Raw genomic sequence first — 26294 nt, 5'->3', positions numbered from 1 at the left:
CCCTTTCTGTCGTGATATTACTTCGTGCTGTAAACCGGAACGGCCGTCACTTCTGGCACGGCATCGGTCAGGTAAGCACCGGCTGCGCTGCTTCTGACTTCCTCATCATCAATAAAGCCATAGAACACGCCTTGTGATGCAGAAGCGCCGCGAATTTCCGCATCTCCACGCATTTGCGCATTGCCTGACAGCACAATACCGCGCTCAAACGCACCCGGCCCCATGAAGACCGTATGCAGCCGCGCGTTATCGCGTACCACGGTATTACCCTGTAGCACCGTCAGGCCGCCAACAACAGCGCGACCTTCCACCGTTCCGCTCAGAATCGTTGCACGATCTTCAATTCTGGCGTTATCTCTCACCGTCCCGCCGATAACGCGAGCATAAGGCCCGACGTACGCGGTAGGGGCAACATTGGCTGAGTTCGATACCCAGCCGCCGCCGTTTGCGTGACGAGAACCGTTAGCGGTTGGATTCGGCGCACCAGGCTGGCTACCTTCCGGCCAGACGCCGGTGAAATCAGCCATCCACGGGTAGCGATAAAGGGAGTAGTAAGCCTGATCCCACTTGATCTTCTGCATTTGCGACGGTGTACCCATGACCACCATGTAAATGCCGCGATCGTCCTGACGAATAGTGAAATTTTTCACCGTGGCAGACGCGCCGCGCTGCAATTCACTGTAGCGAGAAACGCCGTCCGACCCGATAGCGACAATACCCCAGCGCCAGTCGGAATTCGGCTGTGGCATGGTCGCCGGATCGTTCTTCAACCCAGGGAAGCGGGTAATGGCCGATTTACTCTGCACCATGCCACGGAATTTAACGGTGATTTTCGTCGCACCGCTTTCTGGGATAAGTTTGACGATGTTATAGCCTAACTGCTGCGGAGCCTGATCGAACGGTACGGAGAAGCGGCGAAGGCTGGCGCTGGCACCGACAACCGGCTCAAGTGCGGTGGTTCTCAGCAAACGGTCAGCGTTATTCTGGTTGGGTTGCACCGCACCATAGCTGCCATAGGTTGAGCGGTAAAAACGGCCACGGTCGAAACCGTCTGGATCGATGTAATCCCAGTTGACGTTGTGCATCGCCCAGTCGCCGAAGACATCGTTGAATTCAGACTGGCTCCAGCCCATGTTGGTGCGCAGAATAGACAGCGGATCGGCGGTAGACTGACCGCTTTCGCCCCATTTCGGTGCTTTTGCCCACATATCGTTGATGGCACCATAGCCAAAGCGGTTCTTCACATATTCCATAAACTGCCAGTTGCAGTAACGGTTACGTGTTGAACCCAGATAAATATGCGAATAGTTGACCTGCATTTCTGAGCAGTGTGCCGACGTACCGCGGAATTCATCCATCTGGTGCGTCATCCAGTTCGCGTGGGATTCCCAAATCCAGCCAACGTAGTTATCGCCCGCACTCTGGAAGCCGCCAGTTTGCCCTTGCAGCGCATGGGTAAATTCGTGCGCCAGCCCCCAGTTATCCTTGAGTGACGCAGGGCCGATCCACATTCCCATGCTGCCACCACCTGCAATCCCGCCGCTAAGCCCAAAGGTCGGGTCGATGTGAATATTGGCTTTATATTTCACGGTCTGTTTGCAATAAGGCTCAGGGAACTGAATTTGGTTAATGAACTTATCCCAAATTTGCTCCAGTTTCTGCCCTGCGGCAACGGCATCATTGCGGTTAACGTCGTTATTATTCCAGCGGAAGGCAAAGTGCTCAGTCTGGTATTTCACGGAAGGCATATCGGTGATGGAACTATCCACCTGCCAGTTACCCGCGACACAGGCTTCAGCGGCGTTTGCCGTATTGACCATTAATGCGCCACTTAAAACGAGTAGACAGTTTAGCGGCGTGAGACATGTTTTTATCTTTGGCATAAATCCTTTTCCTAGCATATACCCGCTATCTTTCCAGTTGCAGGCACGTTGTTCAATACGACAACGTTTGGCTCTGCCCCTCGAAAGCTATTGGGATAACCATAGCTATTTTGCCTTTTTGCATACTGATGATGTATGGAAAAAAGTCCCATCATCGCCAGTATTCAACGGCAATCCTCAGGCCATCATGGCCTATTTTTACTTAAGTAGTACTTGTATGCCCCAAATAAGGACCCATTGATTATATTACAATTTTAAGACGATGGCATATCTGAATTTCTGGCCTCTGGTGAGGCGTGCAATACTTAACGCAAACTCTGTTGTGAATCATTGGCAGGGTAAGTCAGTGATCGCTAGCCATTGTTAAAAAATAAATAAAGGGATTGTCTCGTAGAGGAAGAGAAATAAATGTGACAGTGATGGTGATTAAATAAAGATAAGATAGTTTATAGCGCCACATGGTTTTTATAAAGAATAACTGTTTCTTTGCATTGATTTTATCTTGATTAAATCATGATTTTTATGTGTAAGTCAGTATAAAAATATTATTTTTTGATTAATGTAAGTTTTTTATTTTACCTGTCGATATAACATTACTTTCATGTTGTTTTTTGGTGCTTTGATGAGTATAAAATTTAGGCTTATATCAGTTATGCTACTGATGGCGGTTTTATTATTAGTCGTTTCTATTATTGGTCTTTCGGGGATAAATAGTTCAAATCAATCTTTAAAAACGATGTATAACGATCGGCTTATCGCATTGGGGTATCTTGATAATGTGACTCGCCAGACGAGTAGCGTGATGTTTGAAATTGCCAGTGCAGATATTGCCAACATTGAGCGAACAAAAAAGGCACTAGAAAATATATCAAAAGCAAGAAAAGTGGCTGATGCACAATGGTTATTGTATAGCAAAACCTATTTAACGGGTGATGAGCAAACGCTGGAAAAAGAGTACGATGTATTGCGAAAAAACTATGATGAAAATGTGCTGGGTGCCGCCGTTAAATCGATTGAAAATAAAGATAAAAATACGCTTGAACGTATTATTAACGCCTCGTTAAAAGATGATTATATTCCTCTTCAAAAGTTGATGGATGATTTGATCCGGATTCAATCAGAGGTGGGTAATGAGCTTTATGTTTCCTCTCAGCATGATTTCACCAAAATATTGATAGCCGTAGTGGTTACATTTCTTGCCGGTGTCGTTGTTGTGATCCTGCTGGGATGGCGGTTAATTATGTCGATTGCTGTTCCAGTACAGAACGCCGTTGGGTTAGCACGTAAAGTTGCAGAAGGCGATCTGACCCATCCTATTGAAGTAACTTCAAAAGATGAAATGGGGCAGCTTCAACAGGCGATGAAAGATATGGTGTCGAACCTGACTAATATTGTGGATCGCGTGCACAGTAATGTGGATGTGATTGCCACGGCATCGGGCCAGATCAGCAGCGGGAATATTGATTTGTCTTCGCGTACAGAGCAGCAGGCTAGCTCGCTCGAGGAGACGGCGGCGTCGATGGAGCAGATGACCTCTTCGGTTAAGCAAAATGCGATTAATGCCAAAAATGCCAATGGACTAGCAACTACGGCGTCTAAACGTGCAGTGGATGGCGGGAAAATGATGACGAACGTCATTACCACCATGGAGGATATCGTGACATCTGCTGAAAAAATTACCAATATCATCAGCGTGATTGATGGTATCGCTTTCCAAACCAATATCCTGGCATTGAACGCGGCGGTGGAAGCCGCGCGGGCAGGGGAACAGGGTCGTGGTTTTGCCGTGGTGGCTGGCGAAGTTCGCAGTCTGGCTCAACGCAGTGCCAGCGCTGCTAAAGAGATCAACGATCTGATCGGTAACTCCGTCAATCAGGTGACGAAAGGCCGTAGCTTCGTGCGGGAAGCGGGCGATACCATGCACGTTGTGGTTGAAGATATTCAGCGTGTTGCATTACTGGTTGCTGAAATCTCAGAGGCAAGCAATGAGCAAAGTATTGGCATTGAGCAGATCAATACGGCGATCAACCAGATGGAAGTGGTAACACAGCAGAACGCGGCGCTGGTCAATGAGGCTGCTTCTGCCGCAGAATCATTATTTGAACGTACCGAAGAGCTGAGTAAAGCGGTGGCAGTGTTCCGTACTGCCTAACCATTCGTGCATAATCCTTCGTGGTAAACCAGCCCATTGGACATTCATCCCATGGGCTGACTTTCTCGCTATGCAGGTTGGCGTAGCGGGTGAGGGATGCTTTTCATTGCCCAGTACAATATGCTGGCCACGATCAGCGAATTAAACGCCGGTACGCCCCACTCAAAGGCTAATCCGACGATGGCGCCGACAATGCTGGCAATAATAGCCGGCCAGCCAATCAGCGGCGTTTGTGCGCTGTCGGGTAATTGGCCTTCGGCACGGCTGGTTTCGAGCAATGTCTTGTGGGTGCGCAAAATATAATAATCAACCAGCATCACCCCGATAATCGGTGGGAACAGCACGCCTAATAGCGTCAGGAAATCAATAAAGCGGTCCAGAATACCCGCTACCGAAAGCAGTGTGCCGATGACGCCAATGACCAGCGTGATCGAGACATAGCGTAATTTCTTCCCCGTGACGCCTTCTATCGCATTGGCGATTCCCAAAGAGGAGGAATAAAGATTGATATCGTTCACCCTCAGTGTTGAAAATATCACGGCAATCAGCCCGATGCCGCCCGCTGCCTGAGACATGATCGTCACAACGTCTGCGGTATTGAGCGCACGGGCAATAATGATGGCGAGGCCATTCACCATAAATTCCCCGACGATAATCGACAGCATCGTCATCCAGAAAACGTGTTTTCCTTTTTGGGAATAGCGCGTCATATCGGGCGTAATCAAACTCGCGACGATACAGCCGCCTACGACCATCGTCGCGCCAGCGCTAATGGAAATGGCTTCACCGTTAGGTGCGGAGGCGATCAGTTCAGCAATATTGTGGCCGGAGAGCGTCATGATCGAGATATAGCCGACGACGATGACAAACATCGGCACGGCGATTTTGGCCGTAAAGCGTAACGCCCTGAAACCAAAGGCAACCAGCAGCGTTAGCGCAATACCGGACAGCGCAGCAGACCAGCCAAAACCGAGCTTATCCGCCATCGCAAAGTTAAGCGCCTTGGCGAATACGGCGTTCTGGACGCCGAACCAGCCGATGAGGCTAACGGCGATCACCAGCCCAATCAGGACGGAACCAATACGGCCAAAGCCGCACCAGCGTGCGAGCAGGCTGCCCGACATGCCTTCTTTCATTCCTGCGTAGCCCAGCCCCACGGTCACCACGCCAAAAATGGCGCTGCCAATAAAGATGGCGAGAAATGCCTGGCTCAGCGTCATTGAGTGGCCGAGCACCGCACCTAACATAAACTGGTCTAGCGCGGTTAACATGCCGATGTGCACTAATGCCACATTTAAAAAAGGCAGCCGGACACTCAGCGGAACGCGGCTGACTGGGTAGTCATCTATTTTTTCCATGTGGATAGGTTCTCTTATATAAATTGAATGCCTTTCTCGATGAGAGAGTTAGGAATATAACCATCGATTCCAAGATGGCGACAAAATTCCTCAAATTGAGGTAAAGAATGCGCCTCTGCTTTTTGATACATATTATATATTCTGTTCTCGATTGTTTTTGGTGATATGTTCATTTTTCTGGCTATTTCTTTATTTGATAAACGTTGTAGTATCAAGAAGATAATATCCAGTTCTGATTGGGTGAAAATACTGGTTGTTAATTCGGTTTGTAACGTGGTCGGCTTCTTTTGGTCTATATAGATGAGCGGAGACCGCGTATCCAGAGGCCTGGCATTCCACATCGTACCAATGCAAAGCTTATTTTCATCAAAGATGGGGATCTTTTCACTGACGAAGGGCGTCAGTGTTTTCTTTCCATACCAATAGTGTGTTTCTATAACAGTGACTCTCTGTTCACTATTTTCTGTTAGCCTATCGTGTTCTTTTAAATCGTCAGAAAGTTCCGCCCAACTGGCAGGAAATTCATCATCTAGTCGTCCTTCAATATCAAAACGCATTGGCGTATTGGTATAAAGGTAAGCGGCTTTATTCATGTAAACATGGCGTGATGATAAATCTTTAATACCCCATGGTTCATTTAAACATTCCATCATAATAATCAAATTACGAATATAATCAGTCATGTTTGCTTGTGATGATGGCATCCTGCCCTCCTTAATAGGCTGGAATTAATTCAGCGGATCAATTTAGCTAAGTAATGTCGAGTATGCTTGTGCGCATATCCCGGCAGGTTCCCATATTCTTTGTAGCCCAATTTTTCGTAAAATCCCTTCGCCTGAAATCCGAATGTATCCACATAAGCCAGATGGCAACCACGCTTTAATGCTTCTTTTTCAGCAGCCTGCATAAGTTGGCGGCCAAGTCCACTTTTACGATATTTCTCGCTGACCCAAAGATATTGAACTTCTAATGCACCCCACCAGGTTCTGGAGATTAACCCTGCGATAATATTGTTTTCATCGTCTTTGAAATTTAAAAAGAGAGGGGAAATATCAACAGCTTCGTACTGTTCATTGTGTTTCCAAAGGCTTGCTATTACAAATTCTTCTTCATCCGAATCTGGTGTGTTAGTAATATGTAGATTCATTACAATAAAACCTCATTATTAGCACGCTAAATTATACTTCCAATGTGAATGCTTCTTATCATATCAAATATATTTAGGCAAGAGTGAATTTCACTCGTTTTTAGGTGGCTATATTACTCTATGATAAACAGCATAATCTGATAAGCATTGATTGTATTTTGATGATAATCAGAAAGTAAGCACGTATTTGCCTCACCAGGGAAAATACCAGATCATTTATAATGAAAATGTATGTTTTGTCGAAAAATGTGTTTTTTATGAGGGGGGGTAATTACTTGCTGATCTTCTTGAAAACCGATGCTGGCTAAACACAATATGCTGACTAAAAACAAGGTGGAGGCCATGATAAATCCGACCTCCTTTATCCTGCATATCTTTAACTTATTTCTGCCTCAATTTCCGCCAGAGAAACAATGCGACGTTCTGCCGCGGCACGCGTTGCGGCTTCTGCCATCATTTGAGCGCGCAGTCCATCATAAACGCCGGGAACGGAAATGGCTTCTGGCGTACCAGCATTGCGCACAAATACCGTAAAAGTCTGAATCGCGGCCGCATAGCTTGGTGCCATGCGGATCATAGGATCTTTCGGCAGCCCTTCCGTCAGGACTTTGTCATCAAAAATACGCATGACGCTGCCCTCGGTAATGCGTGATGATTCAGCCAGCCCGCCAGTACCAAACACTTCAATACGATCGTCATAGCCATATACGGCGCGACGGGCGTTATCGATTTGGCAAAGCGCCCCGCTGGCGGTGCGCAGTGTCACCATCGCAGTATCGACGTCGTTAGCTTCAAGAAACAGCGGGTCGGCAATCACTGAACCGAAGGCCGCGATATCCGTAACTTCTTCACCGGTTAACCAGCGCACCAGATCAAAGAAGTGGATCATCTTGTCATAAAACAGGCCGCCGGAAACGCGCAGATATTCCAGAGAGGGAATTCCGTTAGGGCCGCGTGACGTGATTTGCACGGTCTGTAATCGGCCCAGACGCCCCTGTGTAATGTCTGTTTGTATTGCTGCATGGTTACGATCGAAACGGCGATTAAAGCCGACCATCACCTGCTGCTGCTGTTCACCTAGTTCAATCAGCGTGCGGTGAGCTTCTGCCAGCGTTGAGGCCAGCGGCTTTTCGCAATACACCTTTTTTCCTGCTCGCACGGCCGCCAGCATTAGCGGGCAATGGGTTTCCGTTGATGACGCGATGATGGCGGCATCAATGTCATGAGCCGCAATGATGGCCTCCGCGTCAGGGAATACACGCGCACCGTGCTCGGCGGCAATCGCTTCTGCCCGCGCCGCTACGGGGTCGGTGACAGCAACCAGGCGTGCAAATGGGTGGTTTTTCAGGTGCTGAGCGTGTACCGAGGCAATGCGCCCGGCACCAATAAGTCCGATAGAAATCAAAATGGTTCTCCAGTAATTATTCGGTAATCATGAGCTATTGCAGGCCATTAACCGACGGTCATGGGGAGTTCGTCCGCGTCTGCCCATTCGGACAGCGAGGCATCGTAAAGGGCGACATTAGGATGGCCGAGTAACGTCAGGACAAAAACGTCGGCACTGGCAGCTACGCCGTGTCCGCAATAGGCAATGACTTTTTTATTATCGAGATCGAGCGCGGCAGCGGCCTCACGCAGCCGAACCAGCGGAAGATAGGTTCCACTGTCGGCATCGAACAGGCTGGCGGCAGGCAAATTATGGCTACCAGTGATGCGTCCGGCACGACCGTAATTGTTCCCCTCTGCGCCGGAGAACTGCGCGGGCTGGCGTGCGCTAAGGATACAAATATGTTGGTTACCGATGGCGGCCTGCACTTCAGTTTTCTCGGCAATCAGGTGCGGACGCAGCGAAGCGATGAACTCACCTGCTGGACGATGGCGGCCTTCGCCACTTTCCAGCGGCAGACATTCACGCTGCCATTTTTGTAATCCGCCATCCAGCACGGCGACGTTATCAAAGCCAAAAACGCGTAACAGCCACCAGACGCGAGTCGCCCACCACGGATCGGCGCTGGAATAAACCACAACGCGAGTGTCGGGACGAACGCCAAAGCGCGTCATGGCGGCAGCGAAGTTTTCTGGCGTGGGGAGCATGTATTTATAGCGGTGGGTGTTATCAGACAGGTCGGTTTGTACATCAATAAACTGCGCGCCGGGGATATGACCAGCATGAAAATCAGCCCGTGCCGGCTCTGCGCGGTATAGCGTTTTTTCATCAGGAACTAAACGGGTGGTACAGTCAAAAATCAATATATCGGGGTCGGTCAGGTGGGCGGCGAGCCATTCGGTACTCACCAGCCCGTCAGCATGTGACGTCTTCATCGTGTTTTGTCCGTTACTCTCACAGCACCTTGTCCAGAAAGGCTTGTGTCCGAGGGTCCTGTGGATGATCAAAGAATGCCTGCGGTGTGTTGCTTTCGACGATTTTTCCTTTGTCGGTAAAGTAAATTCGGTCGGCAACCTCGCGGGCAAAGCGCATTTCGTGGGTGACCAAAATGCAAGTCATGCCATCACGCGCCACATCCTGAATGGTGGTCAGCACTTCTTTGACCATTTCAGGGTCTAGCGCTGCTGTTACTTCATCAAACATCATCACTTCTGGGTTCATACATAGCGCCCGCGCAATGGCTACGCGCTGCTGTTGCCCGCCGGACAGTTCGCCCGGATAGGCGCTGGCCTTGGCTTCCAGATGCACTTTTGCCAACAGCTCACGGGCGCGCGCTTCCACGTCTCGCGCTGGCTGTTTTAACACCTGTATAGGGGCCATCATGATGTTTTCCAGCACGGTACGATGCGGAAAGAGGTTGTAGCTCTGGAAAACCATTCCTACCTTACGTCGCAGTGCCAGCGCATCCAGCTTGGGATCGTTCACCTCAATGCCACCGACGGTGATCGAGCCTGCATTGATGGGAGCCAGTGCATTGATGCAGCGCAGCAACGTGGATTTGCCGGAGCCGGAAGGGCCGATGATGCAAACAATTTCCGAACGGGCGACGGACAGGGAAATACCGCTCAGCACGTTTGTTTTGCCAAAGGATTTATGAACATCAGTCAGGATTACCTGTGCAGGTGGCGTATGCGTATCAGTCATCAGCGGGTTCCAAATTGCCACGTCCGTTCTAAACGGCGTGAAAATAGCGAGATCGGAAAAACAAAGGCAAAAAAGAGGATCAGCGTAATGCCATAGGCTGGCAGAATCAGGCCGGGGCGTGTTTCCGTGGTTAGAATCGTTTGGGTGATCGTCATAACTTCCTGCACGCCGACCACATTGGCCAACGATGTTGCCATGACCACTGAACAATAGAGGTTCATGGTGGGCGGTACCATCTGGCGTATCGCCTGCGGTAAAATGATCGTGAGCGTGGTGCGAACGCTACCAAAGGCAAGGGCGGCAGCGGCTTCCCACTGTGTCGTGGGGATGGATTTCAGCCCACCGCGCACAATCTCCGAGGTATAGCCACTGACGGGGATAGCCAGTGCCACAACGGCTTTCACCCAGTCGGGAAAGCTGAACCACGTACCTGCAATCTTGATCTCAAACGGCAGCAGGAACATCACGTAAAACATGATGACCAGCCAAGGGCTGTTGCGAAAGAATAAGGTCAGAATGCGAGCGGGCAGCCGGATAATCGCAACATTGGCCATCTGGGCTGCGCCCAGCAGCGTACCGGCCAGCATGCCAATCGCCATACTCAGAATCGAAATGAGTAAATTGAGTCCGAACCCTTTTAGAATCAGCGGCAGCCAGGGAAGTAGTACCGCGGAAGCGCTACCCGCGGGGAAAATTGCGTCTATGATCGTCATCGTCCTAGCCCCGGTACTTTTAGCCAATGCTCCAGCAGTTTCACCAGCAGGGTGAATATGCCCATTAATCCCAAATAGCTGAGCAGCACCACATTCATCATTTCGAGCACATTGAAGTGTTCCGTCCAGATTTCATGTGCCACATACAGGGCTTCAGGCACCGCGATGGCATAGGCAAGCGCGGTGCTTTTGACGATCTGAGCCATGTTATTACCCAGCGCAGGCAGGCTGGTGCGAAAGGCCAGCGGCAAAATGATATGAACCATGGCGCGGGTGCGGTTGTAACCGAGGGATTCTGCCGCTTCGACGGTCGTTCTCGGCACAGCTTCAATACCCGCCCGCAGGATCTCTGCAACAAAGGCGCCGTATTGCAATGACAGGGCGATAACTACGAATTGAAACGGCGAGACCAGCGGCAGTTCGCCGTTTTGTCCGTAGGTGGAAAGATGGAAGTAGGAGCCGATACCAAAGAATAAAAAGTAGAGCTGGGCGAGCCCCGGTGTATTCCTAAATAGTTCGACATAGGCAGTGACCAGCCAGCGCAAAGGCCGCAGGCTGGACTGTCTGGCAAACACGCAGAGAAAGCCAATGAGCATTGAGCCGAGGAGCGACCAGACTGCCAGCTCAACGGCAAGGGTAAGCCCCGTAAAGTATTTACGGGCTTCCCATGCGTTGTAAAACACCGAAAAGTTCCAGCCTGTTTGCTCGTAGAGCGCTTTAAACCCATCGGCGATAAATAACATCATTGTTACAGCTTAATCGCTTCTTCGTGGGCTTTTACGGCAAACGGTGCCGGTTTCAGTCCCCATTTTTTGGCCAATTCAATGATGGTGCCTTGCTTGTTCCAGTCTTTGATCACATCGGAAATGAAGTGGGTAAACTGCGGCTCGTTAAAGCGAACGGCCAGACCCCACGGGCCTTCGGTAAACGGTGTCAGGTTCTGGATGATGTAATCTTTCCAGATGCCTTCTTTGTCGTTAAGAAAACGAGCCTGAAGATAACTGTCATCGGATACCAGCGCGGCACAGCGACCGTCACGTAAGGACTGATCGACTTCCTGCTGAGTCTGGAAAGCAACGATGTTCGCGCCAAGCTTCTGTTCTAACGGGACGTTCCAGCTCGATCCCTGATTGCTACAAATCGCTTTGCCTTTCACCTCTTCCCAGTTCGAGAAAGTCACGCCTTTTTTCGTCAGCAGCGCTGGGCCTGCGGCATAATAGTAAGGTTTGACAAACTGAACCAGTTTCTTACGCTCTTCGCTAACCGTCAGTGAGGTAAACAGGATGTCGCATTTGCCCTGTTGCAAGAATTGCACGCGGTTTGCGGGCAGAACAGGCACCAGATCGACTTTGACCGTTTTACCCAGTTGCGTGGACAGGCGTTGAGTAAAGTCGTTCAGCAGATCGATGTGCAGGCCTTTGGTTTCCCCCGATGACTCGAGAAAGGCCAGTGGCGGGTTGTTGACGTTAGTACAGACTGAAATCACACCGCGATCGGCGATTTTTTCCAGTACGTCAGCGTGGGCAATCGTGGGAATGAATGATGCGGTAAGCGCAACACCACTCAAGGTCATCAGAGAACTCAGCATTGTTTTTGACATATGATCAATTTACCTTAGTTAAGATAAGAGCCTCTGATATATTTTGCTAACGAGGCAGCCCACAGATAGAGGGGAATGTAGGGGGAACTGCCATTTTGTGTCAATAAAATCAACATTCGATTAAGTTGTATATATATCAACTTTTTGTATATGCCCGTTAAATGGAGAGAATGGAAACGTGAAAACCCGCAACGTCCAGCTTGTGGCGAACATAGCTGAAGAGGCGACTCGAACTGAAAATGTAAAAGGGGAGCTTAAGACGCTGACAAAAGGTCTGGCGGCACTGGATTTGCTGATGCACAACCAAACGGTGCGAACTAGCGATGTCGCTGATGTGCTCGCAATCGATAAAAGCAGCGCGTCACGTATTCTGCAAACGCTGGCTCAGGCGGGCTATGCGCAATCCGGCGAGCGCCGCAGCTTTGTGCTGGGGCCAAAATTGGCCGATAGACCGAATACCGTGCGCCCAAAGAAAAGCCTGCGCGTGTGCGCTCGTCCGGTTCTGGAACGTCTATCTGCCCGTACCGGAGAAGCGGTACATTTATCGATTCTGGCAGATGAACAGGTTTTATATCTGGATACGATCGAATCCAGCTACTCTTTGCGGGTTGATAGCCGTCCTGGCACTCTGGCACCTCTGGCGTATACCGCGATTGGCCGGATTTTTCTGGCGCTGGCGGGAGCACCCTTACCCGATCAATTGCAGGTGCAAACGGAGCACACCATCACCGACCCACGTCTCTTTCAGATGGCGCTACAGACTATCGCACAGCAGGGTTATGCACTGCATGATGAAGAGTTTCATTTGGGTATTCGCGGTGCGGCTGCGCCCTTGTTCGATCGCAACGGTTACGTTATTGGCGCCGTTGGCGTTTCTGGCCCAACCGTACGTATTCACACCGAAGACCTCGATGCGTTGGGTGTGCTGGTGCGTGAAGAAGCGAATAAATTTATCATGGAATAATCGGATGAGACTGCGCGTTCCGGCGTGTCTCTCACCGTGTGACATCAGGTTAAGGTCAATTCGGAATATGATGTAATATTGCTGTATATGCAAAATTGAAGATAGTTGTTGATTTAGGGATGGGTTGCGGCAGACTGGTAAAAAGAGAGGAATCGGGGCCAGCCCATCAACGAGAACACGATTTATCATGAAACCTGAAACGAAGGTTATCCATGCCGGACGCCATCCAGATGATTTTCTTGGTGCGGTTAATACACCGGTCTACCGTACATCCACGGTAATTTGTAGTTCGATGGCGGAGTGGGACAGTAAACAGCGCCAGCAAACCTCTTTCGATGAGCCAGAACTCTTCTACGGCCGCCACGGCACTCCAACCACGAAGTCGTTGCAAGAGGCCATCGCAGAGCTGGAAGGCGGCTATAAATCCTTTGTTTATCCCTCCGGCGTGTCCGCGTGCGCGACAGCCATTTTAGCGTTTACCTCGGCAGATGATCATGTGCTGGTGCCTGACAGCGTCTATGGCCCGGTTCGCCAGATTGCTGGCACGCTGCTGAAAAGATTTCGTATCAACGTCGAGTTTTACGATCCGGCGCTGGGGGCGGATATTGAAAAATTATTCCGACCTGAAACCCGCGTGGTATACACAGAAGCGCCAGGTTCAATGACGTTTGAAATGCAGGATATACCGGCCATTGCTGAGGCCGCTCATCGTCATGGTGCCATTGTCGTGATGGATAACACTTGGGCTAGCCCGCTGTATTTTCAACCCTTTACTAAAGGCGTAGATATCTCTGTGCAGGCGGCGACAAAATACATTGTCGGGCATTCTGATGTCATGATGGGGATTGTGACTGCCACCGAAGCAACCTACCAACGTCTGAAAGCGACCACGCATGAGCTGGGTTTGCTTGCCAGCCCTGACGATTGTTATCTGGCGCAGCGCGGTTTGCGCACGTTGCATGTCCGCTTGGAACGTCATTATCAAACGGGGCTTCGGCTTGCCGAATTTATTGCCCGCCAGCCAGAAGTTGCCCGCGTCATTCACCCTGCGTTACCCGGCGATCCGGGACATGCCCTGTGGAAACGTGATTTCACGGGGGCATCGGGGCTCTTTGCGTTTGCGCTCCACCCTGCGTTAAGCCACAAACGCACTGCGTTTGTTGAAGCACTCACCTTGTTTGGTATTGGCGGTTCCTGGGGAGGCTACGAAAGCCTAATCCTGCCGTTGAACCCGATCCGATCGGTTCACCCTGATGCGCATCCTGGGACGTTGCTGCGTATTCATGCGGGATTAGAGAGTGTGGACGATCTGTTGGCCGATCTGGAACGGGCTTTTGCCCTTATTCGCCAATCTTAGCCTGCCATTCGAGGCATTTCATCGAACGACAAATCATTCTAAAAGAGAGTCATGCTATGCGAATTATTGCCTGTGGGGATTTACTGTTTTCCAGTCGCAATCTGGCCGCGCGAGTAGATAAAAATATCGTTGATCAGCTTGCGGCGGCGGATGCGGTTTTCGCCAATGCCGAATTTTGTTGCCCAAAACCCACCACGCCACCTGCGGCGGGTCGTGGCTATATCACGGCGGTGAAGCAGGCAACGCTGGACGAGTTTGTTGATTTAAATATCAAGCTGGTTTCTTTTGCCAACAACCACACGGGGGATTTTGGCTGGGAAGGCGTCGTTGATACCATTGATGCAGCAGAAGAACGCGGGCTGGTTCACTGTGGCGTAGGGCGTAACCTTGATGATGCCCGTGCGGCGCGGTTCCTCGATACGCCAAAAGGGCGAGTCGGTGTCGTTGCCGTCAGCAGCACCCGTTCGGAAATCTTTGCCGCGAGTGTCGCAGGGGGCAGTGTGGTCGCACGCCCTGGTCTTAACCCGCTACGTTGGGGGCGAGCTTACGTATTACCGGACAAGGAATTCGAGCAACTACAGGGGATCACTGAACTGCTTGGCGTCGCTGCCAGCAATCGTGAAGGTGCCCGAATTGAAGTGATGGCAGATCAGGGCCCCGATCGTTTTAAATTCGGTTCGCTGTTTGAAAGTTCGATACAGATAGAGCGCGGCGAACAGGCTCACGTTCGCACGTTTATGAATGAAGAAGACTGCGCCGCGATTCTGAAAAGCGTACGCGATGCGGCAAACCGTTCTGATGTCGCCATCGTCAGCCTTCATACGCATGAAGGGGAAGGCGATGGCTGGTATGCCCCACACCCGCCAGCATTTATCGAAGATTTTGCCCGCCGGGCCATTGATGCGGGGGCATCAGCGGTGGTGGGGCATGGCGCGCATTTCCTGCGTGGGGTGGAAATTTATAATAAACGCCCGATTTTTTACAATCTGGGCAGCCTGCTGATGGAGTTTGAAGCGGGTGAATCGATTATCGCGCCAGAAATGTATACCGCTTATGGCTACGAGCACGATGCGCGTCCTTCCGATTTGCACCGGGCGCGCGCAAAAGATCGGGAGGAGAATTTCATTGGCTTCAATGCTGAATCCCGTTTCTCCAAAAACTGTGCCGCGCTGCTGGATTACGCCGACGGGGCGCTACAGTTCACATTATTGCCTCTCGATCTGGGGATGAACCGTGAACGCCCGCTCGATCGCGGCTTACCCGTTACGGTGTCTGCGGCTCTCGGGCATGAAATTGCGGCCGATCTGACGCGCATGAGTGCACGCTATGGCACGGTATTACGCTATGACGAGGCGCTCGGAACGATCGCGATTGAAGCAGCCTAAACGGCAATTCTCTGTCAGCCTATGCCTCATGAAAGAGGCATAGGTGAATATTTTCCCGCTCGTTTTTCCTCTATGCTTCTCTTTTCTCACTTTACCGGGCTGTTATACCCGTCATACTTCACGCTGCTTTGGGTTGGCTGCGTTTAGCGATCTTTGGTTTTTCTGTGCAAATGTTGGCAAGAAACGCCCCTTTTTACCCTGTTTTCCTCTATCGGAGAGCCGATCGAATGTCGTTAAAAGCCTTACGCACGTTGGTTGCGATTGCTCAGTATGGATCGTTTGCCCGCGCGGCTGAAGCCGTATGCCTGACGCAATCTGCCGTCAGCCTGCATGTCCGCAGCCTGGAAGAAGACTTCAAGGTGTCGCTTTTCGATCGCTCACGTCGCATCCCAGTACTCACCGAAGCCGGACATCGTGCGGTGGAGCAGGCGCGGGATATCCTTGCGCAGTATGACGGCATTGCCGCCGAGTTAGGCGAGGGTGGGGAACTGGCCGGACGCCTGCGAATTGGTGCAATCCAGACCGCACTGGCTGGCGTTTTGCCCGCTGCGCTGGCCGCATTGCGTCGCGCTCATCCACGCTTGCGTGTTCTGGTGAATTCGGGGATGTCGGCGGAGCTGGCAATTCGCATTGATGCTGGCGAACTGGACGCCGCTGTGACCACCGAGCCGGTAAAACCCTATCCAACCGGTCTGGTGAGCACGCCGCTGTATCAGGAAGGATTCTGGATCGTTGCCCCACCGACGCTGGCATCTCTGGATGCCAGACAGCTCTTGCAAGATCGTCCTTTCATTCGTTTCGATCGTCGTGCCTGGGCTGGGCGAACTATCGATCGCGAGCTGCGCCGCCAGCGGCTGCGGGTACAAACCGATATGGAGCTGGACAGTCAGGACGCGATTATTCAGATGGTCGCTAGTGGGCTTGGCGTAGCGGTGATTCCACTGTCCGAGCGGGAGAAGAACCGTTTGGATAATCTGGTCTGTATCCCATTCGGCGAACCTCAGCAGCAGCGTCGTGTTGTGCTGTTGGAGCGTGAAGACCGACCAGCAGCACGCCTTGCTGCGGCGCTGGCGGAAGCGATTCGAACACAGTCTGGTGATGATGTCATCCATGAGAAATAATTGAGTTAACGTCGATTTAATCTCGTTTTTTTCTCATCAGAAGTTCCGCTATGGTAGTGCCAGTTTCTTCACTTTCAGGTACTGACTCATGGTGTCTAACCCGCAATCCTTCTTTCTTTCATTTTCTGCGCCGTGGTGTTTCAGCCTATGATCGCCTCGCTCCTGCTGGCGCTGTTGCCTATCGCGCTACTGATCGTGTTGGGCTCGTGGTTACGTCAGCGTGCTTTTCTGACGGCGGCATTTTGGCCACAGGCTGAAAGGCTGGGCTATTACCTTCTGCTTCCCGCACTATTTCTACATGGGCTGGCGACAGCGCGTCTGGATGGCGTGCCGGTAGTGGCGATGATCCTGACGCTGGTGGGCTCGACGCTGGCTGTCGCTGTCGGGCTGGTCGCAGTACGCCGCTGCTTTCCCGTTGATGATGCGGCGTTTACCTCGATATTTCAGGGCGGCGTCCGTTTTAATAACTACGTTGGCGTGTCTGCCGCTGCCGGGCTATTTGGTGCACACGGTGTGGCGCTTGCCGCCGTCGCGAACGCGGCGATTGTGCCGACGGTCAATATTCTCTGTGTCTTGATTTTCGCCCGCTACGGCAATGCCGGAACGCCGTCATTCAAGAATATCGTGCGGCTGCTGGCGCTAAACCCGCTGGTGGTGGCCTGTGCCATCGGCATTACTTTGCAGATTACCGGGTTAGGGTTGCCGCCGGGGATTGAGCCGGTAATGAAATCATTGGGACAGGCGTCGCTGCCGCTCGGGCTGCTATGCGTGGGCGCGGCGCTGGATTTCTCTGCCGCGCGTAGCTGGCTGCGCCCTGTAGTGATTGCATCATGCGCGAAATTTATTGCGATGCCGCTGGTGACGATCGTCGCCTGCCACCTCTTTGGTCTGTCTGGCCCCGCGGCGATTGCCGCACTGCTGTTTCAGGCGCTGCCGACGGCATCGTCGTCTTACATTATGGCTCGTCAACTGGGGGGCGATGCGCCATTGATGGCGGGAATCATTGCGGTTCAGACACTGGTGGCGGGCATTGCGCTGCCGATTGCCGTCCTTGCGCTGAGCGGACTGTTATAAATTCCTCGAATGTTCTTTTTGTAACAATGCCTTGCTAACGATGTGGTGATTTGTTCTTTTCTATCTATTTGTATTTTAAATGAATTAATCCTTACGTTGAAATGACAATAATAATGCGTATAGTTATCATTTACCTTTCTGTGCAAATGTTGACAAGAAACGCCTCAGCATCTCGCCAAAATCACCATCAGTTAACCGAGGATATACCATGTCTTTTAGAGTTACTCGCGCCGAAAAAACGCGCGTTTGTGATTCTTCGCTGGCCGGAGTAAAACCATTCGGAGTCTCTCTTCTTGCCCTGTTGATCTCAGCCTCTTTCCTGCCCGCTCAGGCCGTTGCCGAAGAAAATCCCGCTTCAGGCGATACGCTTGTCGTTAGCGCTAATGCCAATGCCAGCGCGGAAGCCAGCGATCCGCAGGATTACAGCGTGAAAGTGACTAACGCCGGAACGAAGATGACGCTGACACCGCGTGATATCCCACAGTCGGTGAGCGTCATCAGCCAGCAGCGTATCGAAGATCAGGGCTTGCAAACGATTGGTGAGGTGATGGCGAACACGACGGGTGTGTCCTCCAAAATTATCGACTCCGAACGTGTGACGTATTTTGCGCGTGGCTTCCGCATCACTAACTACCTGTTCGATGATATTCCGACGGTGGTTAACGAAATTTGGGATTTTGGTGATTCAGGCTCAGACACGGCGATTTACGATCGTATCGAGGTGGTGCGTGGGGCGACTGGGTTAATGACCGGAACGGGCAACCCTTCTGCCGCGGTAAACATGGTGCGCAAGCATGCCGATAGTCGTGAATTTAAAGGCTCGGTATCCGGCAGCTACGGGTCGTGGGATAAGCAGCGGATGGTGGCCGATCTGTCTGCGCCGCTGACGGAGTCCGGTAATGTGCGTGGACGCGTCATTGCGGGCTATCAGGATAACGACACCTGGCTCGACCGTTACCACAGCCGCAAAAAATTCCTCTACGGCGTGATCGATGCCGATGTGACCGATTCGACGACGCTCTCCCTCGGTTATGATTATCAGGAAGCCAATACCGATAGCCCAACGTGGGGCGGATTGCCGACGTGGTTCACTGACGGCAGCCGTACGAATTTCGGCCGTAGTTTTAACTCCGCACCTAACTGGAGCTACTCCGATAAAACATCGAGAAAAGTCTTCGCCGATCTGACTCAGCGTTTTGATAACGGTTGGCAAGTGCGTGTGAACGGGACGCATGGCGAAACCAACTTTGATTCCAAGCTGATGTATGCCAATGGCTTCCCGGATAAAGATACCGGAATACTGGTTGATCCGTATGGCTACAATGTCGGTGCTTACGGTGGATGGAATAAGGGAACCCGTAAGGTTGATGCGATTGATACCTATGCTTCCGGCCCGTTCGAGCTACTGGGACGCCAACATGAGCTGGTGATAGGCGGCAGCTACAATCGACAGCGCAGCCAGTTCTATAACTCGCAATCGACGATCAGCTCGGCAGACATGGGTAATTACTATAACTGGAATGGCAATATTGCCGATCCAGCCTGGGGTGCTTGGGCAGATTATGAACACTCAACCACGCGTCAAAAATCACTCTATACCTCGGCGCGTTTCTCTCTGGCCGATCCGCTGCATCTGATTGCAGGCGCGCGTTATACCGACTGGAGCATCATTGGTTCGACGGGTGATACCAGCAATAATCGCGTTACGCCTTATGTGGGTCTGGTGTATGACATCAACGATACCTGGTCGACGTACGCTAGCTATACCGATATCTTCCAGCCGCAAACGCAAAAAGATATTAATAAAAAATACCTGTCTCCTACGACAGGCAAAAACTACGAAACCGGTGTTAAAGGAGACTGGTATAACAGCCGCTTGACCGCGTCGGTATCCGTTTTCCGTATCGAACAGGATAATGTGGGACAGTCAACGGGAATCGTAATTCCCGGCGGCGGTGGCGAATTTGCCTACCGTTCAGTTGATGGTGTCGTCAGCAAGGGTATTGAGTTTGAAGTGAACGGTGCGGTGACGGACAACCTGCAAATGACGTTTGGCGGTTCGCGCTATGTTGTTGACGATCAGGACGGTCAGTCGGTTAACCCAGAACAGCCGCGCACGTCGTTCAAGCTGTTTACCCGCTACCAGTTGCCAATGGTGCCGGGCTTAACCGTTGGCGGCGGCGTGAACTGGCAAAATGGCATCTGGCAGGAAGGCTCTGGCCCGCAAAACACCACGCTGCGTGCCGAGCAGGGCAGCTATGCGCTGGTTAACCTGTTTGGTCGCTATCAGGTGACCAAGCAGTTAGCGGTACAGGCGAATATCAACAATCTGTTTGATAAAGAGTATAGCGACTACCTTGCGCCTTATGCCGTGTATGGCACGCCGCGCAGCGTCTCAATGACGGTTAACTATGCGTTCTAGCTTGTATTGATGTGAGTGGCTTTCCCGACGGTGAGATGGCCTGTCGTTGGGAATCATCATGGCGCTGCTGTTTAATCGCTTTGGCAAAGAAGAGGCTACCTACTCGACGAAAATTTAGCGCAGGTAAGATCAATTTGGCATGCAAAGCAAGATTGTAATCCGGCGATAAAGTGGCTGTATGAGAAAATTGTGGAGGTGCCTGCGGAGCAGGAGGCGGAACTGCCCCCTGCTTGGGTGACGGCAAGGAGATTATTGCGATAATCCTGCCACACTGTAATTCACTGGAAGCCAGCGATAGCCGTTGGTGGTGCCGTTACGTTCCAGACGCGTACCCACGTGGCCGATGCCGGGGAAGGGCAGGTGAGCACCTGCAACCCAGTAACCCTGGCTGGCGGCGTCGGCCAGCGCCTTATTACGGGATTCCGTCGCCTGATCCATATTTGAGTCAAAGCTGATGGTGGTAGCCGGTAAGCTCATTTGCACCGCTTCCGCATGAATGATGTCTCCCCAGGCCAGCAGTTTTTTGCCTTCGCTCTCGATCAGAAAAGACGTGTGCCCCGGCGTATGACCCGGACTTGGGATCGCGGTGATGCCGGGTAACAATGTTGCCTGCTGAGCTGGGAACGTTTTCAGCTTGTTCTCTTTGCGAATAGCATCAAAGGTACTTTGCACGCGTTGGAACGCAGATTTTCTGTTCTCTGGGGCGTTCTTCAGATTATCCGGGCTGAGCCAGAAGTCGGTTTCTGGCTGGCTGACATACACGGTAGCATTTGGGTAGCTGAGTTTCTTGTCCTGCACCAGACCGCCAAAATGGTCGCCGTGCAGGTGAGTCATCAATACGGTATCGACCTGTTCAGGTTTGTAGCCCGCCGCAATCAGATTCGGCATTACTTTTCCCACCGTAGGGTTGCTCTGCTTGCCGTTGCCCGTATCTATTAAAATCAGGTGTTTCCCAGTATTGACCAAATAGGCGTTGATAGAGGTTTCCACCTGCGGCGTCAGCGATTTCTCTGCCAGCAGTTCGGTGATTTTTTCCGGTGGGGTGCGCTGCAACAACTTATCCATCGGCATGGTGTTGGTGCCGTCAGACAGCGCGGTAATTTCAAACTGGCCCAGCATCATGCGGTAATAGCCCGGCTGAGTTTTAATCTGAGCGATATCCTGTGCCTGAACAAATGCAGGCACAAAGGCGCTCGAGATGAGTAATAGGGCTAGAGGTTTCAATAACTTCATTGATTCTTATCCTTGTTAATAATGAAACGTATGAAAGCAGGTGAAGTTGTAACAACAGATTGATTATTGACGCGCGGGGCGAATTACTCAACTGCCCCTGATGCAGTGTGTTCCAGCTAAATTTGCCAGCGCGTAGCTGGCGTCCTGCAACGCGAATGATTTAGGGTATACTGCATTTTTAAGTGAACGAGACAGTGAAAACCATGCAGTACCCGATTAATGAAATGTTCCAGACGTTACAGGGCGAAGGCTATTTTACCGGTGTGCCGGCGGTGTTTGTTCGCCTGCAAGGGTGTCCGGTAGGCTGTAGCTGGTGCGATACCAAACATACCTGGGACAAACTGGCAGAGCGGGAAACCTCATTGGATCAGGTGCTGGTAAAAACGGAAGAAAGCGATGCCTGGGGCGCGGCGAGTGCGGACGACATTCTGGCGCTGATGGCACAGGAAGGCTACACGGCACGCCACATTGTGATCACCGGCGGTGAACCCTGCATCCACGATTTGGCACCGCTAACGCTACAGTTGGAAAAGCAGGGTTTCAGCTGCCAGATCGAAACCAGCGGCACGCATGAGGTGCGCTGTTCGCCCAAAACCTGGGTGACGGTATCGCCGAAGGTGAATATGCGTGGCGGTATGAAAGTGCTCGATCAGGCGCTGCAACGGGCGGATGAGATCAAACATCCGGTGGCGCGTGAGCGTGACATTGAGGCGTTGGATGCATTACTGGCGCGGCTTGATGATGATAAGCCGCGGATTGTGGCGCTACAGCCGATCAGCCAGAAAGACGATGCGACCAAACTGTGTATTGAGACCTGCATCGCCCGCAACTGGCGGCTGTCTATGCAGACACATAAATACCTGAATATTGCCTGATATTCATCTACTGATAATAGCGACCGATCGTAGCGGCGTGAGAGAAGGATGCTCACGCCAGACTACAGCACCACCACTTCTTTATTACTCGCCTTTATAGACGCAGCCGGCGGTACAGGTTTCTTTCACCATCACAGCGCTGAGCAGCGGTAATGTCGGCTTCAACTGGTGCCAGATCCAGTGCGCCAGCACTTCACTGGTTGGGTTTTCCAGACCGGGGATCTCATTCAGATAGTGGTGATCCAACCGTTCCCACGTAGGTTTGAACGCGGCTTTCAGCTCGGAGAAATCCATCACCCAGCCGGTATGCGGATCCACTTCACCGGTAATTTCCAGTCTCACCATGAAAGAGTGCCCATGCAGCCGCCCGCATTTGTGGCCGTCTGGTACGTGGGGCAGATGATGCGCGGCTTCAAACTGAAAATCTTTAAATAGCGTAGTGACCATAGCGATGTTCCCGGTTTCGTTCTGAAAAAGGGGCTTTCAGAACATAGTATGCAAAAAACCGTCGCATACTACCCGAAAGTGTCGGATGAATCACTTATAGCCTACTCCATTAGGCTATTTCATTTGCCATTTTGAACCTGGGCAGTGCTCAAAACCCTCACGTACTACGTGTACGCTCCGATTTTTGCGCGCTGTCCGTGTCCAAACTGGCGGCACCAATAACGCCTACTGGATAGACTACTATTCTTCCAACTGCACGATCTCGGCATGATGCCAGCCTGATGGCAGCGGATCGGGGCGGTGGATCGTCATGTGGCTGGTGGTCAGGTTCACAACGCCACGGGCAAAGAGCGCGGGCATGCCGCCTGGGTAATGGTCGACACCGAAGGCACGGCCTGTCGCCGGATCGACCCGATACGCATTGTCCAGCCCCATACCCGTCGGGCGCTCTGGGTTACAAGGGGGACGCACATCGTACATGCCCTGTTCCGGTGAGTCGCTCTGCCGCTGTTCGAGATGCACGGCATGGAAATGGATATCCCGAATGTAGCCTGCGGGCGTGCTGTGCAGGTTAATCGCTCCCTCGCTGATCCCTGCGATCTGAGAAAATTGCACTGCCTCGATCCGGCCTGGTTCGATGGCGGGATCGCGATAGCGCACGGAGATAAAGATCGGATCGGCTTTGCCCCAATGGCAGGGATGTGCAGCAACGCACTGGAACGTGATGTTGCTGAACTGCAGGCGTCGGAACGCGCCACCATCGCGCGAGATCAGGCCGATCGCGCGGTTAGTATCGTAAATGGCGCAGTTGCTGACGGAAATATCTTCGATGTCGGCAAAGGTTTCGGTACCGATCTTCAGAGCGCAGCTCTTGGATCGCAGTAGGCAATTGCTGATGACGACCTGCTGCACCTTACGCTGTAGATGGGGCGGCTTATGGGTGGTTTTGATGCACAGCGCATCGTCGGCGGCGCTCAGCGAGCAGTTGCTGATTTGCACCTGCTGGCAGCTATCAAGATCCAGCGCGTCGGTATTCGCCATGCTCAGATCGTTATCAATCGTCAGCCGTTCGACGATGATTTGGCGACAGCTGACCAGATGCACGGTCCACATCGGAGCATGTTCAATCGTAAAATCGCACAGGCGGACGTGTTCGCAATCCTCAAAGACCACAATGCGCGGGCGATGCTGTGCAGGCAGGCGATAGCCTTGATCGTCGGGTTCCGCAGAGAAATAGGCGTCGGCATTTCCCATGATCTTACCCTGACCGCAGATCGTGATATTGCGTTGTTGGTAGGCATAAAGAAATGCACGGTGCGACAGCTCTGCCATGCTGATCGTCGTGGCCTGCGCAAACTGTTCATAGTCACCGCTGACGATGAGCTCAGCGCCCGCCTCCAATTGCAGACAAAAATTGGAAGGTAGCAGCAATCCCCCTAACAGATAGCGCCCCGGTTCCACCGTCAGGGTGCCGCCACCCTGTGCCGCAATCCGATCGATTGCCTGCTGAAAGATGGCAGTATCCGGCGTGATACCGTCGGCGGCGGGGGAGTATGATTGAATAGAGTGCTTCATCGCTTTATCCTATCTGATCGAGCCTGCTCCGATTGCAGCACGTTTGCTGGCCTTTGGCTGTGGCTGTCGTGATCAAATCTGCGCAGGTTGGAGCGGGCTTCACAGCGCACGGTGCGTGGCGTAAGAGAATGTGAAAGGCATAACGAAGAGGACGATGTGGCGCGTTATGCCGTGTGTGTTTCATCACGCTTTTGCGCCGTTTTCCCGCTTTTGCCGCGCGCGCGGCGTGATTTTGTTGTTTTTGTGTGTCTTATTTGTGAATCAAATCTCTTTTTGGTGTGGTGCGGCGGTTAATGATGTGAGGCACCTCCCTGCCACATCACATAGGGCTCACACCACGTGGTTGAAACGCCCGCTAACGCGGTGCAGTCATCAGCATTTCTTCCGTCAGCCCCGCAAATCACGCGTTTTCCCGTCGTGATGACTAGCGCGATAAAACGGGTTCTGCCTATCTTGTCAGGGTCAGGGATAGCTTGATTCCCAAGACAATAGGCGGTTGTGTACCCGACCTGCTTTCTCATCCATACGCCACACCAGTACGCCAAACACACACAATAATAATGTCGTTGGGGGAAAAATGAGATTACCTGGACTGATTGTCATCGCCTTCTCTGCGCTCTGTTCGTTCGCGCAGGCTGCTGAACCCGTGGAATTACGCCTCTCCTGGTGGGGAGGAAACAGCCGTCATCAGGCGACTTTGACGGCGCTGGAAGCGTTTCAGAAAAAGTATCCGAACATCAGCGTGAGACCAGAATATACCGGTTGGGACGGGCACTTATCCCGTCTGACAACGCAGATTGCCAGCGGTGAAGAACCGGATGTGCTTCAGGTAAACTGGAACTGGCTGCCGATTTTTTCCAAGGCGGGCACCGGATTTTATGACCTGAATAAGCTGACCGATACGCTGAAAGTACAGGATTTCCCCGAAGATGCGCTGAAACCCGCGACAATTGACGGTAAGGTGAACGCGATTTCCACCTCGCTGAATGCGCTGGTGATGTACTACAACACGGAAACCTGGAAGAAGGCCGGGCTGCCGTATCCCACCACCTGGGATGAGCTGTTCCATGCGGGTAAGGTGTTTAAAGAGAAACTGGGCGATAACTATTTCCCTATCGCCTCGCCTGCGCAGGACAGCGGTGAAGGCGTGCTGGAGTTGATCAATTATTACATGACGCAGAAATACCAGATCGGCATGATCGATGAAAAGAACAAGCGCTTTAACTACAGTGAGGCGCAGTGGATCGAGGCGTTTCGCTTCTATAAACGTTTGATCGACGAACATGTGATGCCATCTTCGAAGTATTACAACGCGTTTGGCAAAGTCGGGATGTATGAAACACGCCCCTGGATTAACGGGGAATACGGTGGGGCACACCTGTGGATTTCGGTCGTGAAGAAGTACGCCGATCCGCTGGCAGCACCGGGTAAGCTCGAATTAGGGCCCTACATCATGACGCCGGGATCGGATAACTCCGGGCAGTTCTTCAAACCGTCGATGCTGTTTGCCATCAGTAAGAATACCAAGCACCCAAAAGAAGCGGCGCTGTTGTTGAATTATCTGATGAACGATCCTGAAGGTGCGCTGCTGATGGGTACCGAGCGCGGCATTCCGCTCAGCCGTATCGCCAGACAAGCGCTGGAAGAAAAGCAGAAGCTGGATACAAACGATCTGTCGGTTGCTGGGCTTTCGATGGCGCTGCAAAAACCGATGCAAACGCCGGTGTCCTCGTATCTTGAAGATCCGCAGCTTGCCAGCCTGATCCTGCAAACCATCGAACAGCTCGACTATGGCAAGAAGAGCGTGGAAGAATCGGCGAAAAACTTCAGCAGTTCAGGTGAGCGCATTCTGAAACGAGTGATTCGCTAGATCGTTACTGATTAAGATCGTTATTCA

At 51.9% G+C, this 26294-nt stretch carries 22 protein-coding genes; 9 read left to right on the top strand and 13 right to left on the bottom strand.

Translation table 11 applies throughout. The features are described 5' to 3' along the window. Positions 1–17: 17 nt before the first annotated feature. Entirely contained in the window at positions 18–1883 is a 1866-nt protein-coding gene (locus JFY74_16325; protein ID QQG27625.1) for an avirulence protein, read from the bottom strand. A 622-nt stretch (positions 1884–2505) separates the two neighbouring features. Here JFY74_16325 and JFY74_16320 point away from each other — a divergent pair. Next, the gene (locus JFY74_16320; protein QQG27624.1) at positions 2506–4035 is read left to right on the top strand and encodes an MCP four helix bundle domain-containing protein; all 1530 of its coding nucleotides are present in this window, start codon (positions 2506–2508) and stop codon (positions 4033–4035) included. A 68-nt stretch (positions 4036–4103) separates the two neighbouring features. Here JFY74_16320 and JFY74_16315 read toward each other — a convergent pair whose 3' ends face one another. From JFY74_16315 to JFY74_16275, 9 genes are all read right to left on the bottom strand, one after another. After that, positions 4104–5393: a cytosine permease gene (locus JFY74_16315; protein ID QQG27623.1), complete on the bottom strand. Its 1290-nt coding sequence runs from the start codon at positions 5391–5393 to the stop codon at positions 4104–4106. Between the two features lie 14 nt (positions 5394–5407). Then, positions 5408–6097, bottom strand: a complete 690-nt coding sequence (locus JFY74_16310) for a helix-turn-helix transcriptional regulator (protein ID QQG27622.1) — start codon at positions 6095–6097, stop codon at positions 5408–5410. 29 nt (positions 6098–6126) lie between these two features. Beyond that, positions 6127–6540, bottom strand: a complete 414-nt coding sequence (locus tag JFY74_16305) for a GNAT family N-acetyltransferase (GenBank protein QQG27621.1) — start codon at positions 6538–6540, stop codon at positions 6127–6129. Positions 6541–6916: 376 nt separating this feature from the next. After that, the gene (locus JFY74_16300; protein ID QQG27620.1) at positions 6917–7945 is read right to left on the bottom strand and encodes a Gfo/Idh/MocA family oxidoreductase; all 1029 of its coding nucleotides are present in this window, start codon (positions 7943–7945) and stop codon (positions 6917–6919) included. Positions 7946–7992: 47 nt separating this feature from the next. Next, the gene (locus JFY74_16295; protein QQG27619.1) at positions 7993–8862 is read right to left on the bottom strand and encodes a sulfurtransferase; all 870 of its coding nucleotides are present in this window, start codon (positions 8860–8862) and stop codon (positions 7993–7995) included. Between the two features lie 19 nt (positions 8863–8881). Further along, a complete protein-coding gene (locus JFY74_16290) occupies positions 8882–9631 on the bottom strand; it encodes an amino acid ABC transporter ATP-binding protein (GenBank protein ID QQG27618.1) in 750 nt (249 codons plus the stop codon). Beyond that, positions 9631–10344, bottom strand: coding sequence for an amino acid ABC transporter permease (locus JFY74_16285; GenBank protein ID QQG27617.1), 714 nt, complete (start codon positions 10342–10344; stop codon positions 9631–9633). The genes JFY74_16290 and JFY74_16285 overlap by 1 nt, the downstream gene beginning before the upstream one ends. Continuing rightward, entirely contained in the window at positions 10341–11090 is a 750-nt protein-coding gene (locus JFY74_16280; protein ID QQG27616.1) for an amino acid ABC transporter permease, read from the bottom strand. The genes JFY74_16285 and JFY74_16280 overlap by 4 nt, the downstream gene beginning before the upstream one ends. 2 nt (positions 11091–11092) lie before the next feature. Continuing rightward, on the bottom strand, positions 11093–11917 hold the full coding sequence (locus tag JFY74_16275; GenBank protein ID QQG30569.1) for a transporter substrate-binding domain-containing protein: 825 nt from the start codon (positions 11915–11917) through the stop codon (positions 11093–11095). A gap of 205 nt (positions 11918–12122) precedes the next feature. On the opposite strand from JFY74_16275, the gene JFY74_16270 reads away from it, so the two are divergent. The 6 genes from JFY74_16270 (at position 12123) to fhuE (ending at position 20267) form a co-directional block, all read left to right on the top strand. Beyond that, positions 12123–12908: an IclR family transcriptional regulator gene (locus JFY74_16270; GenBank protein QQG27615.1), complete on the top strand. Its 786-nt coding sequence runs from the start codon at positions 12123–12125 to the stop codon at positions 12906–12908. A gap of 187 nt (positions 12909–13095) precedes the next feature. Further along, on the top strand, positions 13096–14265 hold the full coding sequence (gene metC / locus JFY74_16265) for a cystathionine beta-lyase (protein QQG27614.1): 1170 nt from the start codon (positions 13096–13098) through the stop codon (positions 14263–14265). A gap of 56 nt (positions 14266–14321) precedes the next feature. Continuing rightward, positions 14322–15650, top strand: a complete 1329-nt coding sequence (locus JFY74_16260) for a CapA family protein (GenBank protein ID QQG27613.1) — start codon at positions 14322–14324, stop codon at positions 15648–15650. A gap of 227 nt (positions 15651–15877) precedes the next feature. Further along, positions 15878–16771 (top strand): LysR family transcriptional regulator, encoded by an 894-nt coding sequence (locus JFY74_16255; GenBank protein QQG27612.1) that lies wholly within the window; start codon positions 15878–15880, stop codon positions 16769–16771. Between the two features lie 147 nt (positions 16772–16918). Beyond that, positions 16919–17845: an AEC family transporter gene (locus JFY74_16250; GenBank protein ID QQG27611.1), complete on the top strand. Its 927-nt coding sequence runs from the start codon at positions 16919–16921 to the stop codon at positions 17843–17845. Positions 17846–18053: 208 nt separating this feature from the next. Beyond that, positions 18054–20267 (top strand): ferric-rhodotorulic acid/ferric-coprogen receptor FhuE, encoded by a 2214-nt coding sequence (gene fhuE / locus JFY74_16245; GenBank protein ID QQG27610.1) that lies wholly within the window; start codon positions 18054–18056, stop codon positions 20265–20267. Positions 20268–20516: 249 nt separating this feature from the next. Here fhuE and JFY74_16240 read toward each other — a convergent pair whose 3' ends face one another. After that, complete coding sequence (locus tag JFY74_16240; GenBank protein QQG27609.1) at positions 20517–21500, bottom strand: MBL fold metallo-hydrolase; 984 nt, start codon at positions 21498–21500, stop codon at positions 20517–20519. A 203-nt stretch (positions 21501–21703) separates the two neighbouring features. On the opposite strand from JFY74_16240, the gene queE reads away from it, so the two are divergent. Further along, positions 21704–22375, top strand: coding sequence for a 7-carboxy-7-deazaguanine synthase QueE (gene queE / locus JFY74_16235; protein ID QQG30568.1), 672 nt, complete (start codon positions 21704–21706; stop codon positions 22373–22375). An 84-nt stretch (positions 22376–22459) separates the two neighbouring features. Here queE and queD read toward each other — a convergent pair whose 3' ends face one another. Both queD and JFY74_16225 read right to left on the bottom strand, forming a co-directional pair. Continuing rightward, positions 22460–22822, bottom strand: a complete 363-nt coding sequence (gene queD, locus JFY74_16230) for a 6-carboxytetrahydropterin synthase QueD (protein QQG27608.1) — start codon at positions 22820–22822, stop codon at positions 22460–22462. A gap of 240 nt (positions 22823–23062) precedes the next feature. Continuing rightward, positions 23063–24397 (bottom strand): glycoside hydrolase family 28 protein, encoded by a 1335-nt coding sequence (locus JFY74_16225; GenBank protein ID QQG27607.1) that lies wholly within the window; start codon positions 24395–24397, stop codon positions 23063–23065. 577 nt (positions 24398–24974) lie between these two features. On the opposite strand from JFY74_16225, the gene JFY74_16220 reads away from it, so the two are divergent. Then, on the top strand, positions 24975–26267 hold the full coding sequence (locus tag JFY74_16220; protein ID QQG27606.1) for a carbohydrate ABC transporter substrate-binding protein: 1293 nt from the start codon (positions 24975–24977) through the stop codon (positions 26265–26267). Positions 26268–26294 lie beyond the last annotated feature (27 nt).

Source organism: Pectobacterium carotovorum (genome assembly GCA_016415585.1).
In the GTDB taxonomy this organism is placed as follows: domain Bacteria; phylum Pseudomonadota; class Gammaproteobacteria; order Enterobacterales; family Enterobacteriaceae; genus Pectobacterium; species Pectobacterium carotovorum_K.
Note: the sequence above shows the minus strand (reverse complement) of the source record. Positions and strands in the feature narration are given on the sequence as shown.

Bases quoted from the DNA above. Each gene is read 5' to 3' on its own strand.
- JFY74_16325 (QQG27625.1), bottom strand. From the start codon at position 1,883: ATGCCAAAGATAAAAACATGTCTCACGCCGCTAAACTGTCTACTCGTT.
- JFY74_16320 (QQG27624.1), top strand. From the start codon at position 2,506: ATGAGTATAAAATTTAGGCTTATATCAGTTATGCTACTGATGGCGGTT.
- JFY74_16315 (QQG27623.1), bottom strand. From the start codon at position 5,393: ATGGAAAAAATAGATGACTACCCAGTCAGCCGCGTTCCGCTGAGTGTC.
- JFY74_16310 (QQG27622.1), bottom strand. From the start codon at position 6,097: ATGCCATCATCACAAGCAAACATGACTGATTATATTCGTAATTTGATT.
- JFY74_16305 (QQG27621.1), bottom strand. From the start codon at position 6,540: ATGAATCTACATATTACTAACACACCAGATTCGGATGAAGAAGAATTT.
- JFY74_16295 (QQG27619.1), bottom strand. From the start codon at position 8,862: ATGAAGACGTCACATGCTGACGGGCTGGTGAGTACCGAATGGCTCGCC.
- JFY74_16290 (QQG27618.1), bottom strand. From the start codon at position 9,631: ATGACTGATACGCATACGCCACCTGCACAGGTAATCCTGACTGATGTT.
- JFY74_16285 (QQG27617.1), bottom strand. From the start codon at position 10,344: ATGACGATCATAGACGCAATTTTCCCCGCGGGTAGCGCTTCCGCGGTA.
- JFY74_16280 (QQG27616.1), bottom strand. From the start codon at position 11,090: ATGATGTTATTTATCGCCGATGGGTTTAAAGCGCTCTACGAGCAAACA.
- JFY74_16275 (QQG30569.1), bottom strand. From the start codon at position 11,917: ATGACCTTGAGTGGTGTTGCGCTTACCGCATCATTCATTCCCACGATT.
- metC (QQG27614.1), top strand. From the start codon at position 13,096: ATGAAACCTGAAACGAAGGTTATCCATGCCGGACGCCATCCAGATGAT.
- JFY74_16260 (QQG27613.1), top strand. From the start codon at position 14,322: ATGCGAATTATTGCCTGTGGGGATTTACTGTTTTCCAGTCGCAATCTG.
- JFY74_16255 (QQG27612.1), top strand. From the start codon at position 15,878: ATGTCGTTAAAAGCCTTACGCACGTTGGTTGCGATTGCTCAGTATGGA.
- JFY74_16250 (QQG27611.1), top strand. From the start codon at position 16,919: ATGATCGCCTCGCTCCTGCTGGCGCTGTTGCCTATCGCGCTACTGATC.
- fhuE (QQG27610.1), top strand. From the start codon at position 18,054: ATGTCTTTTAGAGTTACTCGCGCCGAAAAAACGCGCGTTTGTGATTCT.
- JFY74_16240 (QQG27609.1), bottom strand. From the start codon at position 21,500: ATGAAGTTATTGAAACCTCTAGCCCTATTACTCATCTCGAGCGCCTTT.
- queE (QQG30568.1), top strand. From the start codon at position 21,704: ATGCAGTACCCGATTAATGAAATGTTCCAGACGTTACAGGGCGAAGGC.
- queD (QQG27608.1), bottom strand. From the start codon at position 22,822: ATGGTCACTACGCTATTTAAAGATTTTCAGTTTGAAGCCGCGCATCAT.
- JFY74_16225 (QQG27607.1), bottom strand. From the start codon at position 24,397: ATGAAGCACTCTATTCAATCATACTCCCCCGCCGCCGACGGTATCACG.
- JFY74_16220 (QQG27606.1), top strand. From the start codon at position 24,975: ATGAGATTACCTGGACTGATTGTCATCGCCTTCTCTGCGCTCTGTTCG.